Here is a 12,246-nt window from a genome sequence, read left to right as displayed (position 1 = left end):
AGGCCTTCTCGATGCGGTCCCAGCGCTTGTCGCGGTCCATCGCATAGAAGCGGCCGCTGATCGTGGCGGTGGCGATCGCCGCCCCGCTCTTCAGCGATTTCTGGAAATCGGCAAGATAGGCGCGGGCACTCGAGGGCGGCGTGTCGCGCCCGTCGAGGAAGGCGTGGATCGCGACCTTGACGCCCTGGCCGGCGACGATATTGGCAAGCGCCGCGATATGGGCCTGGTGGCTGTGGACGCCGCCGGGCGACAGCAGCCCCATCAGATGACAGGTGCCGCCGCTGGCCTTGAGCTTGGCGGCGTAATCGAGCAGCATCTTGTTCTTCGCCAGCGATCCGTCGCCCACGGCCTGGTCGATGCGCGGCAGGTCCTGCATCACGACGCGGCCGCCGCCGATATTCATATGACCCACTTCGGAATTGCCCATCTGCCCCAGTGGCAGTCCGACCGCGCTCTCCGAGGCGTCGAGAAAGGAGATCGGCGAGATCTTGGCAAGACGGTCGAGGTTGGGGGTGTTCGCCTGCCAGATCGCATTGTCCGGTTGGGCCGGATCGGGCCGGTGCCCCCAGCCATCCAGGATGCAGAGCAGCACGGGACGTGGACGGGCGGGTTTGGCGCTATCGGTCATGGCTTGGGAATCTATCGCTCTCGAACATCTTGGTCGGCGGCGTCACTGACCGGGCGCCTTGACCCGGCGCAGGGTCAGGGTCCGCTCCCACAGATCGCCCGTATCGCCCAGGAGAAAGGCGCGGATCGCATCGGAGTCCGCCGTTATATGGGCCGTCGCGGCGCCGGTGGTATCCTTTTCGCCCGCCAGTTTCCCGCTCTCGATCGCCTTCTTGACCGCTTCCTCTCGCATCAGGTTCACCGTCAACACGCCGTCGAGCGAGAGGTCATAGGCGACGAAGAAATAGGGCTGGCCCGCGATCTTGCCGCAGTCCTCGACGGGCCCCACCAGATTGATGAAGTGATGCTTCTGCACCCGGCTGAGATGGCCGCAATACCGGTCGATCGAGCCGCTCTTGTCCTTCTCGAAGCCAACCGCGATCACTTCCACCGCGCCCGGCACGCTGTCCCTGGGCTGAAACACATGGACGAAGATCGGGCCATCGTCGCCGGTGGCACCCCAGGTGCCGAGAATCTCGGGATCGATGCCATCGGGGCCGGGCGGCGCGATCGGGTTCTTGGAATCGACCAGGCAGCCGGCGAGCAGCAGGGCCAGTCCGATCCCCAGCCAACGGGCGGCGCGCGAAGCGCCGCGCCGGCGCGGCGCGGTTTCCAGATCCGGGTTCACGGCCATCGACAGTCCCCCACAGGTGGGCCCCTAAAGGCGTGATCGAGCCAGCAAATTACGGAGTTTTTAGGGCCGGTGATAGGGGTGGCCGGCAAGGATCTGCTGGGCCCGGTAAAGCTGCTCCATGAGCATGCCGCGCACCATGAGATGGGGCCAGGTCATGGCGCCGAGCGCCAGCTTGAACTGGGCCGCTTCGAGCACCGCGCCGCCATGGCCGGCGGCGCCGCCGATCAGGAAGGCGATCATGCCGCGGCCTTCGTCGCGCCATTTGCCGATCCGGCGCGCGAAGGGCTCGCTGCCGAGATTCTGGCCATTCTCGTCGAGCGCCACCAGCACCAGCCCGCCGCGGTCGCGGGGCAAGGTCGCCAGCAGCAGCTCGGCCTCGCGGATCTTGAGCTGGGCGTCGGGCAGAGCGCGTTTTTCCTCGACCTCCTTGAGCTCGACCGGCCAGGTCAGGCGCTGGCGATAATCCTCGTAGAGATCGCGCGTGGGCCCTGCCTTCCAGCGGCCGACGGCTGAGATCAGAACGCGCATCGGACGGCGTGCTCAGTAGCCGTCGAGATTATGCGGGTACCATCCCAGGATGCGGCCATGGCCCTGATAGCCCATCAGCCGCCGGATCTTCTCGGGATAGGAATCGGCCACCTCGCGCGGGATCGAGAGATAGTGATTCTCCTCCTGCCGCAGCCAGCCGAGGCTGTAGGTGTTGACCAACCCCATGCGCGACTTGTCGGTGCGGTTGGCGCCGCCGCCGTGCCAGACCGAGCCCAGATAGACCAGGGCCGAGCCTTTCGGCATCACCGCCTGCACCGTGTCCGATTCCAGCGGCGGGCGCGGTTCCTTCCAGTTGTGGCTGCCGGGGATCACATGCGTGCCGCCATTCTCGAGGCTGAAATCGTCGAGCGCCCAGTTCACGCTGATCTGCCATTCGATGCCGGGCATCTTGATCGGATAGATGCCGTCGTCGCGATGCAGCCGCTGCGGCCCTTCGCCCGGCCAGATCTCGATGCCGGTGCAGCTGCCGATGCGATAATTGATGCAGTGGGGCAGCAGGATGACGTCGGCGATCTCGAGGATTCGCGAATGGCCGATCAGATCGGCCGAGCGGCGCGAGCGCTTCAGGATGCTGGAGATGCGCAGGGTCTTGTAGCCGTTGAAGTCGCTCTGCGCCGCCCTGCCGATGCGGTCGAAATGGGGTCGCAACTCGGCCGCGACTTCGTCGGCGAGGTCGCGCGGCACCTGCTCGCGCAGGATGACGGCACCGTCCTGCCGCAGGGCGGCGATCAGGTCGGGCAGGGCAGCCGAAGGATCGAAGGCTTTCAGCATCGGATCGGGGCTTTCGCAATGAAGGGAGGGCAGTCTAGCGGAAACCGGCTCGTCCCGGCATCCCGGCCGCGGACGGGCGTCGTTGCGGGGGATCGAGGCTCAAGGATGTTATGGGCGTATCGAGGCCGCTGGAGGTAGTCTCACGCGGGCAGGCGACGGTCGGGGACCGCTGTCTGGGGGAGCGAAAACCATGTTGAGACGAGCGGCGCTGTACGCAGGGATGGCCGCGGCCTGCCTGCTGGGCGGCCTGACCGGTTGCGGCCTGTTCGGCCCCGCCCATGGAGCGCCGGACTCGCAGGCCGACGCCGTTGTCGATATGAGCTTCCACAACTTCAAGCCCTCGACGCTGACGATCTATGCCGGCCAGACGGTCGAATGGCGGAATGTCACGCTGGTGAGCCACACCGTCACGAACGATCCGGCCCTGGCCCTCTATACCCAGGACGCGCGGCGCCCGGAGGGGCTGGCGCCGTTCAATTCGGGCGAGGTCAAGGCGGGCGACATCGTCCTGTTCCGGTTTCCGACGCCCGGCGTCTATCGCTATTTCTGCGTGCATCATGAGAAGCAGCGCATGGTGGGCGAGATCACCGTGCTGCCGCAGCCCTGAGCGCCACCATGCAGGCCTCTTGTCCAAAATCCGACATCCTTTATAATTTTCCGACATAGGCGTCCGGGTTTGCTTGCGTCTCACCTCCGGCCGCCCACCGGGGAATTCGCCTTCATGTTTCATCGCAAGCCCGCGAGCCTGCCGGAGCGGGTGGGATTCTTCCTGGTGCCGCAATTCGCGATGCTGAGCTTCGCCTCGGCGCTCGAGCCGCTGCGCAGCGCCAACCGCCTCTCCGGCCGCGCGCTCTATAGCTGGCATATCCTGAGCAAGGACGGCGCGCCGGTGCTGGCCTCGAACGGCATCCCGGTGGTGCCCGAGGCCGGGATCGAGCAGGCGCCGGCCCTGGATGCGCTGGTGGTTTGCGCCGGCATCGACGCGCATCTCTATGAGGACCGCGCGGTCTTCGCCTGGCTCAGGCGCATGGCGCGCCGGCCGATCGAGATCGGCGCCATTTCGCTCGGGCCTTATGTGCTGGCGCGCGCGGGCCTGCTCGACGGCTATCGCTGCACGCTCCACTGGGAGAATCTCTCGGGCTTCACCGAAGCCTTTCCTGAGCTCGAGGTGACCTCCGAGCTGTTCGAGATCGACCGCGACCGGTTCACCTGCTCGGGCGGGATCGCCGGTCTCGATCTGATGCTGCAGCTGATCGGGCGCCAGCACGGGCCCGATCTCGCGACCGCGGTCTCCGAGCAATTCATCCATGAGCGCATCCGCGATCGTCACGACCGCCAGCGCATGGCGCTCCCCGCGCGTCTCGGCGTGCGCCATCCCAAGCTGCTCGCCGTGGTCAAGCGCATGGAGGAAACGCTGGAGGAGCCGGTCTCCTGCGCCGAGCTCGCCCGCGGCGTGAAGCTCTCCGGCCGCCAGCTCGAGCGTCTGTTCCGCAAATATCTCGGCCGCACGCCGACGCGCTATTACCTCGACCTGCGCCTCAAGCATGCGCGGCTGCTGCTGCTGCAGACGGACATGTCGGTGCTCGACGTGGCGCTGGCGGCGGGCTTCGTCTCCGCCTCGCATTTCTCGAAATGCTATCGCGAGCAGTTCGGCAAGACGCCGCGCGAGGAGCGCGGGAGCGAGCGGGCTTAGGGGAAGAAAAACGCGAAGCGCCGCATCTAATTCTTTCCTCGCCCCCGTCAGGGGGAGAGGGACGCGCAGGGTTAGGCGAGACGAAGTCGAGCCTTACCCGGATCTGGGTGAGGGGGCTGAGGCCAGAAAGACGATTCTCTTTACAGCTTCGCGTCTGTCATCGAGAACCCCCTCACCTTTATCCTCTCCCCCTAAAAGGGGGAGAGGAAAGAATATAGAGACAGGGTGATTTCTTCATCTCATCCCTCAAGCAAAAACGCGGCCCTTTTCAGGGCCGCGTTTTCATTCAATCCGAACCAGACGTCTGCTACGCGCGCTTGGCGGCGAAGGCCGAGCCCTGGCGCTTGGCCATGAAGGTCTTGGCGGTCTCGACAGCCACGGCCGCGTCGCGGCAATAGGCGTCGGCGCCGATCGAGTTGGCGAAGGCTTCGTTCAGCGGCGCGCCGCCGACCAGCACCACATAGTCGTTGCGGATGCCCTTCTCGATCAGCGCGTCGATCACGACTTTCATATAGGGCATGGTCGTGGTGAGCAGCGCCGACATGCCGATGATGTCGGGCTTATGCTCTTCGATCGCGTTGAGATAGTTCTCGACCGGATTGTTGATGCCGAGATTGATGACCTCGAAACCGGCGCCTTCCATCATCATGGCAACCAGGTTCTTGCCGATGTCGTGAATGTCGCCCTTGACCGTGCCGATGATCATCTTGCCGATCTTGGGGGCACCGGTCTCCGCCAGCAGCGGGCGCAGGATGAACATCCCGGCCTTCATGGCATTGGCGGCCAGGAGCACTTCCGGCACGAACAGGATGCCGTCGCGGAAATCGACGCCGACGATGCGCATGCCTTCGACCAGGGCCTTGGTCAGCACGTCGTAAGGGGTCCATTTGCGCCCGAGCAGGATATTGACCGCGATCTCGATCTCTTCCTTGAGACCGTCATAGAGGTCGTCCTGCATCTGCTGGACCAGCTCGTCGTCGCTGAGCGAGTTAAGGTCGAGTTCGTCGTCGGCCATGGTCATGCTCCCGAAGGGTGCTTTTGGTGCAACCGGCCGAAGGTCGCTTAAGGACCGGCAGCCGCGGACTTTTCCAGGCGAGGAGACTAGTCAAGAAGGGTCGGCGCACCCCTACCGGTGCGACATCAAATGGCGGGCCGGCGACAGACTTCAGGATCGCCGCCGGCCGCCTTCATCGCCAGCACCCTAGCATGGCTCGATGTCGGTCTGCCGCCACACCCTGTCGCAGTTCTATGGGCGGGCGGCCAGGGCGGTGATATCACTCGGGGCGCGCCCGCCCGCCCGAACCGGCTCAAATCTCCGCCAGCCCGTCACCCGCAGGACCTCTCCTCATGCCCCAGACCTTTACGCTCCGCGCCGGCCATCTCGCTCTCGCCGATCTCCGGGACCTGGAAGCGGGGGGTGTCGCCGTGACGCTGGATCCGGCGGCGCACGAGGCGATCGACGCCTCGGTCGAGACCGTGCGTGCCGTCATCCGCGAGAATCGTACCGTCTATGGCGTCAATACCGGCTTCGGCAGCCTGGCGCGCACGCGCATCGCCGATGCCGAGCTGGCCGAGCTGCAGCGCCGGCTGGTGCTGAGCCATGCTGCCGGCACCGGTCCCGCTTTGTCGGATCCCGTGGTCCGGCTGGTGCTGCTGCTGAAGGCGAACGGTCTCGCGCGCGGCCATTCCGGCGTGCGCCGCGAGGCGATCGAGATGCTGCTGAAGCTTTATGGCGCCGACGCGCTGCCAATGATCCCGGCCAAGGGCTCGGTCGGCGCCTCGGGCGATCTGGCGCCCTTGGCGCACATGACCGCGGCCATGATCGGCCAGGGCGCGATCAAGCTCAAAGGCGAGGCGATGCCGGCGGCTGCGGCGCTGGCCAAGCTCGGCCTCAAGCCGGTCGCCCTCGAAGCCAAGGAAGGGCTGGCGCTGTTGAACGGGACGCAAGTCTCGACGGCCCTCGCCGCCGCGGCCCTGCTCGCGACCGAGCGCCTGTTCCAGGCGGCGCTGGTGTCGGGCTCGCTCTGTGTCGATGCGGCCGCCGGCAGCGACGTGCCGTTCGATCCGCGCATCCAGGCGGTGCGTGGCCAGCCGGGCCAGATCGAGGTGGCGAAACTCTATCGCGCCATTCTCGACAGCAGCGAGATTCGTCAGTCACACATCGATTGTGACCGGGTGCAGGATCCCTACAGCCTGCGCTGCCAGCCGCAGGTGATGGGGGCGGCCCTCGACATGCTCCGCTTTGCGGCCGGCGTCGTCGAGCGCGAGATGAACGCGGTCTCCGATAATCCGCTGGTCTTTGCCGACAAGGGCGAGATCCTCTCGGGTGGCAATTTCCATGCCGAGCCGGTGGCGATGGCGGCGGACGTGGCGGCGATCGCGCTCTCGGAGATCGGCTCGATCGCGGAACGGCGCATCGCGCTGCTGACGGATTCGCGCATGAGCGGGCTGCCGGCTTTCCTGGTGCCGGAACCGGGCTTGAACTCGGGCTTCATGATCGCGCATGTGACGGCGGCGGCTCTCGCCAGCGAGAACAAGGGGCTGTCGCATCCGGCTTCGGTCGACAGCCTGCCGACCTCGGCCAACCAGGAGGACCATGTCAGCATGGCGACCTGGGGCGCCCGCCGGCTCCATGACATCGCCGACAATGTGACGGCGATCGTCGCGATCGAGCTGCTGGCGGCGGCCCAGGGCGTCGAGCTGCGCCGCCCGCTCAAGACCAGCCCGACGCTCGAGCCGGTCATGGCCGCGATCCGCAAGAAGGCCGCCTTCTGGGACCAGGACCGTGCCATGGCGCCCGACATCGAGGCGGTGAAGGGGCTGATTGAGCGGGGCATTTTCCGCGAGGCTTCGGGATTCAGCCTGTTTTAGCTTGAAATCCTGGGCTCATTTATTTTGTCTCGAATAACTTGCGTAAATATTCTAGAACCACAGTTATTTTGGGGGCAAATAGCCCTTTGACGGCGTGCCCGTTTCCGCTAGAAAACGGGGCCGCTAGAAATCGAGGCACCCTCGGCCAGGATGGCCGGCGGGGTTGCATCAGGTCCCGAATGCCATGAAGCCGACCTTCTCCACGCGCCCGAGCTTTCTCGGGGTCGCCAACGAATCCCCGACCGCCGACTATGTCGTGGCGGGCATTCCGTTCGACATCGGCACGACGCATCGCGCCGGCGCGCGCTTCGGTCCGATGGCGATCCGCGCCATCAGCCGGATGCTGGTCGACGGGGCCAACACCGGCAATTGGCAGAATCCGCAGAAGCTCGACATCGCCGACATCGGCGATTTCGACATCGCGCTCGGCGACACCGACAAGAGCATGGCGCTGATCGAGGAACAGGCGGCCAAGATCGGCCATCTGATCGCGCTCGGCGGCGATCATGCGATCGCACTGCCTTTGCTGCGCGCCGCCTCGAAGCGTCATGGCGGGCCGCTCGGCCTGGTCCATTTCGACGCGCATGTGGACACCTGGCCCGACAGCTTCGGCCAGCCCTATGGCCATGGCTCCTGCTTCTATCACGCGATCAACGAGGGCATCGTCGATCCGAAGCGCATGATCCAGATCGGGATCCGCTCGCCCTTAGGCCGTGACATCTATGACTGGACCGTGGGTAAGGGCGTCACCATCATCACCGCCGAGGAGGCCCACAATATGGGCCCGGCCAAGGTCGCCCAGGCGATCGTCGCCAAGACCGCGGGCCGCAAGAGCTATCTCACCTTCGACATCGACGGCATCGATCCGAGCCAGGCGCCGGGCACCGGCACACCCGAGATCGGCGGCCTCACCACGCTGGCGGTGCGCAGCATCCTGATGGGTCTGGCGCCGGTCGATTTCATCGGCATGGATATCGTCGAGGTCTCGCCGCCCTATGACGTGGCCGAGATCACGGCGCTGGCCGGCGCCACCGTGGCCTGGCTCTATCTCAGCCTCCAGGCGCAGAAGCGCGGCATCGGCCCCTGAGCCGGACGCGGTTGCTGGACCTGGCTCTCCCTCGAATACGGATTTGCGACAGACGATGACCGACCTCCGCCTTGCTCATGACCTCGCCTTCGAGGATCTCTATCGCCCGGAAGGCTTGGCCCGGATCGACCGGCTTTTCCTCGAAAGCCTCGATTCCGATCTGCGCGCCCAGCTCGAGGCGGCGCGTTCGGCGCCGGCCTCGCTCGTCGCCAAGGCCGAGTCCGAGCTGCTGCTGGCCGTGGCTCCCCATCTGGAAGATTTCCTGGCGAAGCTTTTCGGCATCGAAGCCGAGGTTCAGGCCTTGGCTGCGCGACACAACAAGCTGGCACCGCTCTTTACCTGCAAGCGGTTGTTCGTTCAGCGCCGCGCGCTCAAAGGGGCGAAGCCCGAAGAGTTGGCGACCCTCGATGCCGACGCGCTGCTGAAGGATCTGGGCCTCGCGGTCTCGCCCTTCGACGAGCTCGCCTTCGCCAATGCGGTGCAGGCTTGGCAGGCTGACGAGGCGGCGAATGCCGATAAGCTCGAGAAGGCCGCGCGCTACGCCGCCTGGGCCACGCTGACCGAGCCCGGTAAGGCGCGCCATCGCAAGGGCGTGCTCTTCAAGCAGCCGCGCAAACTGGATCACCTCAATCTGGTGCCGCTGCATGTCGCGGCGCATCATCCGGCTCATGCGCTGGAGCTGGGTGCCGCCGGCCATCATCGCCATCGCGAGGGCTTCGCGCTGACCGACCGCGGCACCGATCTCACCGGCGCGCTCGACCAGGCGAACTACTGCATCTTCTGCCACAACCAGGGCAAGGACAGCTGCTCGAAGGGCCTCAAGGAGAAGGACGGCACCTTCAAGAAGAGCCCGTTCAGCGTGACGCTCGCCGGCTGCCCGCTCGAAGAGAAGATCTCCGAGATGCACACGCTCAAGGTCGATGGCGTGGCGCTGGGGGCGCTCGCGATCGCCGTCACCGACAATCCGATGATCGCCGGTACCGGGCATCGCATCTGCAACGACTGCATGAAGGCCTGCATCTATCAGAAGCAGGAGCCGGTCGATATTCCGCAGGTCGAGACCCGCACCTTGAAAGACGTGCTCGATCTGCCCTGGGGCTTCGAGATCCACAGCCTGATGACGCGCTGGAACCCGCTCAATCTGCGGGTCCCGGTGGCGAAGCCCGCGTCGGGCCGCAAGGTGCTGGTGGCGGGTCTGGGGCCGGCGGGCTTCACGCTCGCGCATCACCTGTTGAACCAGGGCCATCTCGTCGTCGCGGTGGACGGGCTCAAGATCGAGCCGCTGCCGGCGGAGATCTCCGGCGTCGACGCCAAGGGCACGCGCGTTCCTTTCAAGCCGGTCCGCGATGTGACGGCGCTCTATGAATCGCTCGATGCCCGCGTGATGGCGGGCTTCGGCGGTGTTGCCGAATACGGCATCACCGTGCGCTGGAACAAGAACTTCCTGAAACTGATCCGGCTGCTGCTGGAGCGGCGCGCCAGCTTCGCGATGCATGGCGGGGTGCGCTTCGGCGGCACCATCACGCTCGACCAGGCCTTCGAGATGGGTTTCGACCATGTGGCGCTGGCGCTGGGTGCCGGCAAGCCCACCATCCTCGACATGCCGAACGGGTTGGCGCCGGGCGTGCGCCAGGCCTCGGATTTCCTGATGGCACTGCAGCTCACGGGTGCTGCCCGCGCAGAATCGATCGCCAATCTGCAGATCCGATTGCCGGTCGTCGTGATCGGCGGCGGCCTGACGGCGATCGACACCGCGACCGAGGCGCTCGCCTATTATCCGGTGCAGGTCGAGAAGTTCCTCAAGCGCTATGAGACGCTGGCGGCTGAGCGCGGCGAGGCCGAGGCGCGCCGCCTCTGGACGCCGACCGAGGCCGCGACCGCCGACGAGTTCCTCGCCCATGGCCGCGCCATCCGCGCCGAGCGCGAGCTCGCGAGCCGCGAAGGCCGCAGCCCGCATCTGACCCAGCTGATCGATGGCTGGGGCGGCGTCACGCTCGCCTATCGCCGCCGCCTGATCGATTCGCCGAGCTACACGCTCAATCACGAGGAAGTGGAGAAGGCGCTCGAGGAGGGCATCCGCTTCGGCGAGAATCTGTCGCCCAGCGAGATCGTGGTCGATGCGAACGGCCATACCCGCGCCATCCGCTTCAAGCGCGGCGAGAGCGACGAGATCGAGCTGCCGGCGCGGGCCGTGCTGGTCGCGGCCGGCACCAAGCCCAACACCGTGCTGGCGCGCGAGGACCGCGACAATTTCGGCGTGGACGGCGCCTATTTCCAGGCGGTCGATGAAGAGGGCGCGCGGACGCGTCCCGAGCGGCTGGCGAAGCCCGCTGCTGTGCGCGTGCTGCAGCAGTTCCGTCCCGATGGCCGTGCCGTCAGCTTCTTCGGCGATCTCCATCCCTCCTTCGCCGGCAATGTGGTGAAGGCGATGGCCTCGGCCAAGCAGGGCTGGCCGGTGGTGGATGCGACCCTGGCGAAGCTCCCGGCGGCGAAGGCCGGCGACGAGACGAAGTTCCTGGCCGCGATCAACCGCCAGCTCCGCGCCGTGGTGCATGCGGTCAACCGCCTGACGCCGACCATCATCGAAGTTGTCGTTGCAGCACCGCAGGCCGCCGGCAATTTCGAGCCGGGCGAGTTCTATCGCCTGCAGAATTACGAGGCCAATGCCTACCGGGTCGACGGCACGCTCCTCGCCATGGAAGGCATCGCGCTCACCGGCGCCTGGGTCGACAAGGAAAAGGGCCTGGTCGGGCTGATCGCGCTCGAGATGGGCGGCTCGTCCGATCTCTGCATGATGATGAAGCCGGGCGAGTCGGTGATCCTGATGGGGCCGACCGGCCATCCGACCGAGACGCCGGCCGACGAGACCGTGCTGCTGGTGGGCGGCGGCCTCGGCAACGCGGTGCTGTTCTCGATCGGCCGCGCTTTGCGCGCCGTCGGCTCGCGCGTGCTCTATTTCGCCGGCTACAAGAAGCTGATCGACCGCTACAAGATCGAGGACATCAAGGCCGCTTCCGACGTCGTGGTCTGGTGTTCCGACGAGGCGCCGGGCTTCGAGCCCGACCGGCCGCAGGACCGCGCCTTCGTCGGCAATATCGTTGCCGCCATGGCGGCCTATGCCGAGGGCAAGCTGGGTGCTCCCAGCATTCCCCTCCACGATGTCGATCGCATCATCGCGATCGGCTCGGACGGGATGATGGCCGCCGTGGGCCGCGCGCGTCACGCGGTGCTGAAGCCGTTCCTCAAACCCTCCCATCATGCGGTCGCGTCGATCAACTCGCCGATGCAATGCATGATGAAGGAGATCTGCGCCCAGTGCCTGCAGACCCATATCGATCCCTCGACCGGCGATCGCTATGCGGTCTTCACCTGCTTCAACCAGGATCAGCCGATCGATCAGGTCGATTTCAAGGGCCTGCGCGAGCGGCTGACGCAGAACGGCACGCAGGAGAAGCTGACGGCGCTCTGGATCGATCGCTGCCTCAAGCGCCTCTCGCTGCGCGCCGCAGCGGAGTAGGGCGGGGCGGCCGGGAGCTGCCCGCCTTCGCCTGACCCGCCTTTCGCCGCGGGTTTTCCTACGTTCGATCATGCAAGCACCACGATTGCAAGCGAGGTTGTCTGCAACCTGAGATATTCGGCGCGCTTCTAATGTTCCTATTTTGTTCCTTATAATTTTTCACTGAAAGTGGTATTATATTTCCATTTAACAACTGACAGGGAGCACTTCATCGATGGCCAAGCCTCGCGATCCTTCGAGCCTGCCGGAGGGCTGGAGCTACAGTCAGTTCGGCAATGGGACTTCCCAGCCGAACCCGCGTCCCGCGCCGAGAACGCCGCAGGGTCTGCTTTCCTATATCGAAGCGCTCCATCGCAAGGCCAACGACAACCCGCCACCCCCGGCACCACGTCATGCGCCGATGCTGGCGACGATGGGAGCGCAGATCGCGACCCCATCGTCCGCTCCCGCCTCGACCT

Annotated in this window: 10 protein-coding genes and 1 pseudogene; 6 read left to right on the top strand and 5 right to left on the bottom strand. The window is 65.9% G+C overall.

Going from position 1 to position 12,246, the window contains the following annotated elements:
* The 4 genes and pseudogenes from ACREE8_RS23375 to ACREE8_RS23360 form a co-directional block, all read right to left on the bottom strand.
* Positions 1-628 (bottom strand): annotated as a pseudogene (locus ACREE8_RS23375) (2,3-bisphosphoglycerate-independent phosphoglycerate mutase); the annotation flags it as partial.
* Between the two features lie 42 nt (positions 629-670).
* On the bottom strand, positions 671-1,300 hold the full coding sequence (locus tag ACREE8_RS23370) for a hypothetical protein (protein WP_431575426.1): 630 nt from the start codon (positions 1,298-1,300) through the stop codon (positions 671-673).
* Positions 1,301-1,360: 60 nt separating this feature from the next.
* Complete coding sequence (rlmH, locus tag ACREE8_RS23365) at positions 1,361-1,828, bottom strand: 23S rRNA (pseudouridine(1915)-N(3))-methyltransferase RlmH (RefSeq protein WP_431575425.1); 468 nt, start codon at positions 1,826-1,828, stop codon at positions 1,361-1,363.
* Positions 1,829-1,840: 12 nt separating this feature from the next.
* Positions 1,841-2,620: a phytanoyl-CoA dioxygenase family protein gene (locus ACREE8_RS23360; protein WP_431575424.1), complete on the bottom strand. Its 780-nt coding sequence runs from the start codon at positions 2,618-2,620 to the stop codon at positions 1,841-1,843.
* A 190-nt stretch (positions 2,621-2,810) separates the two neighbouring features.
* Between ACREE8_RS23360 and ACREE8_RS23355 the strand changes: the two genes are divergently transcribed.
* Both ACREE8_RS23355 and ACREE8_RS23350 read left to right on the top strand, forming a co-directional pair.
* The gene (locus ACREE8_RS23355; protein WP_431575423.1) at positions 2,811-3,227 is read left to right on the top strand and encodes a cupredoxin domain-containing protein; all 417 of its coding nucleotides are present in this window, start codon (positions 2,811-2,813) and stop codon (positions 3,225-3,227) included.
* A 114-nt stretch (positions 3,228-3,341) separates the two neighbouring features.
* Positions 3,342-4,313, top strand: a complete 972-nt coding sequence (locus ACREE8_RS23350) for a GlxA family transcriptional regulator (RefSeq protein WP_431575422.1) — start codon at positions 3,342-3,344, stop codon at positions 4,311-4,313.
* 307 nt (positions 4,314-4,620) lie between these two features.
* Here ACREE8_RS23350 and ACREE8_RS23345 read toward each other — a convergent pair whose 3' ends face one another.
* Entirely contained in the window at positions 4,621-5,328 is a 708-nt protein-coding gene (locus ACREE8_RS23345) for a corrinoid protein (RefSeq protein WP_431575421.1), read from the bottom strand.
* Between the two features lie 332 nt (positions 5,329-5,660).
* On the opposite strand from ACREE8_RS23345, the gene hutH reads away from it, so the two are divergent.
* From hutH to ACREE8_RS23325, 4 genes are all read left to right on the top strand, one after another.
* A complete protein-coding gene (hutH, locus tag ACREE8_RS23340; protein WP_431575420.1) occupies positions 5,661-7,184 on the top strand; it encodes a histidine ammonia-lyase in 1,524 nt (507 codons plus the stop codon).
* A gap of 163 nt (positions 7,185-7,347) precedes the next feature.
* On the top strand, positions 7,348-8,271 hold the full coding sequence (speB, locus tag ACREE8_RS23335) for an agmatinase (protein ID WP_431575419.1): 924 nt from the start codon (positions 7,348-7,350) through the stop codon (positions 8,269-8,271).
* Between the two features lie 55 nt (positions 8,272-8,326).
* Positions 8,327-11,788 (top strand): FAD-dependent oxidoreductase, encoded by a 3,462-nt coding sequence (locus ACREE8_RS23330; protein WP_431575418.1) that lies wholly within the window; start codon positions 8,327-8,329, stop codon positions 11,786-11,788.
* A gap of 214 nt (positions 11,789-12,002) precedes the next feature.
* A partial coding sequence (locus ACREE8_RS23325) for a hypothetical protein (protein ID WP_431575417.1) occupies positions 12,003-12,246 on the top strand: 244 nt, incomplete at its 3' end.

It is taken from the genome of Hypericibacter sp. (assembly GCF_050729195.1).
GTDB lineage: Bacteria > Pseudomonadota > Alphaproteobacteria > Dongiales > Dongiaceae > Hypericibacter.
The sequence above is the reverse complement of the archived record's forward strand: the minus strand, read 5'-3'. Positions and strand labels throughout refer to the sequence as shown.

Excerpts from the sequence above, each read along its gene's own strand:
- ACREE8_RS23370 (WP_431575426.1), bottom strand. The coding sequence starts at position 1,300 with ATGGCCGTGAACCCGGATCTGGAAACCGCGCCGCGCCGGCGCGGCGCT.
- rlmH (WP_431575425.1), bottom strand. The coding sequence starts at position 1,828 with ATGCGCGTTCTGATCTCAGCCGTCGGCCGCTGGAAGGCAGGGCCCACG.
- ACREE8_RS23360 (WP_431575424.1), bottom strand. The coding sequence starts at position 2,620 with ATGCTGAAAGCCTTCGATCCTTCGGCTGCCCTGCCCGACCTGATCGCC.
- ACREE8_RS23355 (WP_431575423.1), top strand. The coding sequence starts at position 2,811 with ATGTTGAGACGAGCGGCGCTGTACGCAGGGATGGCCGCGGCCTGCCTG.
- ACREE8_RS23350 (WP_431575422.1), top strand. The coding sequence starts at position 3,342 with ATGTTTCATCGCAAGCCCGCGAGCCTGCCGGAGCGGGTGGGATTCTTC.
- ACREE8_RS23345 (WP_431575421.1), bottom strand. The coding sequence starts at position 5,328 with ATGGCCGACGACGAACTCGACCTTAACTCGCTCAGCGACGACGAGCTG.
- hutH (WP_431575420.1), top strand. The coding sequence starts at position 5,661 with ATGCCCCAGACCTTTACGCTCCGCGCCGGCCATCTCGCTCTCGCCGAT.
- ACREE8_RS23330 (WP_431575418.1), top strand. The coding sequence starts at position 8,327 with ATGACCGACCTCCGCCTTGCTCATGACCTCGCCTTCGAGGATCTCTAT.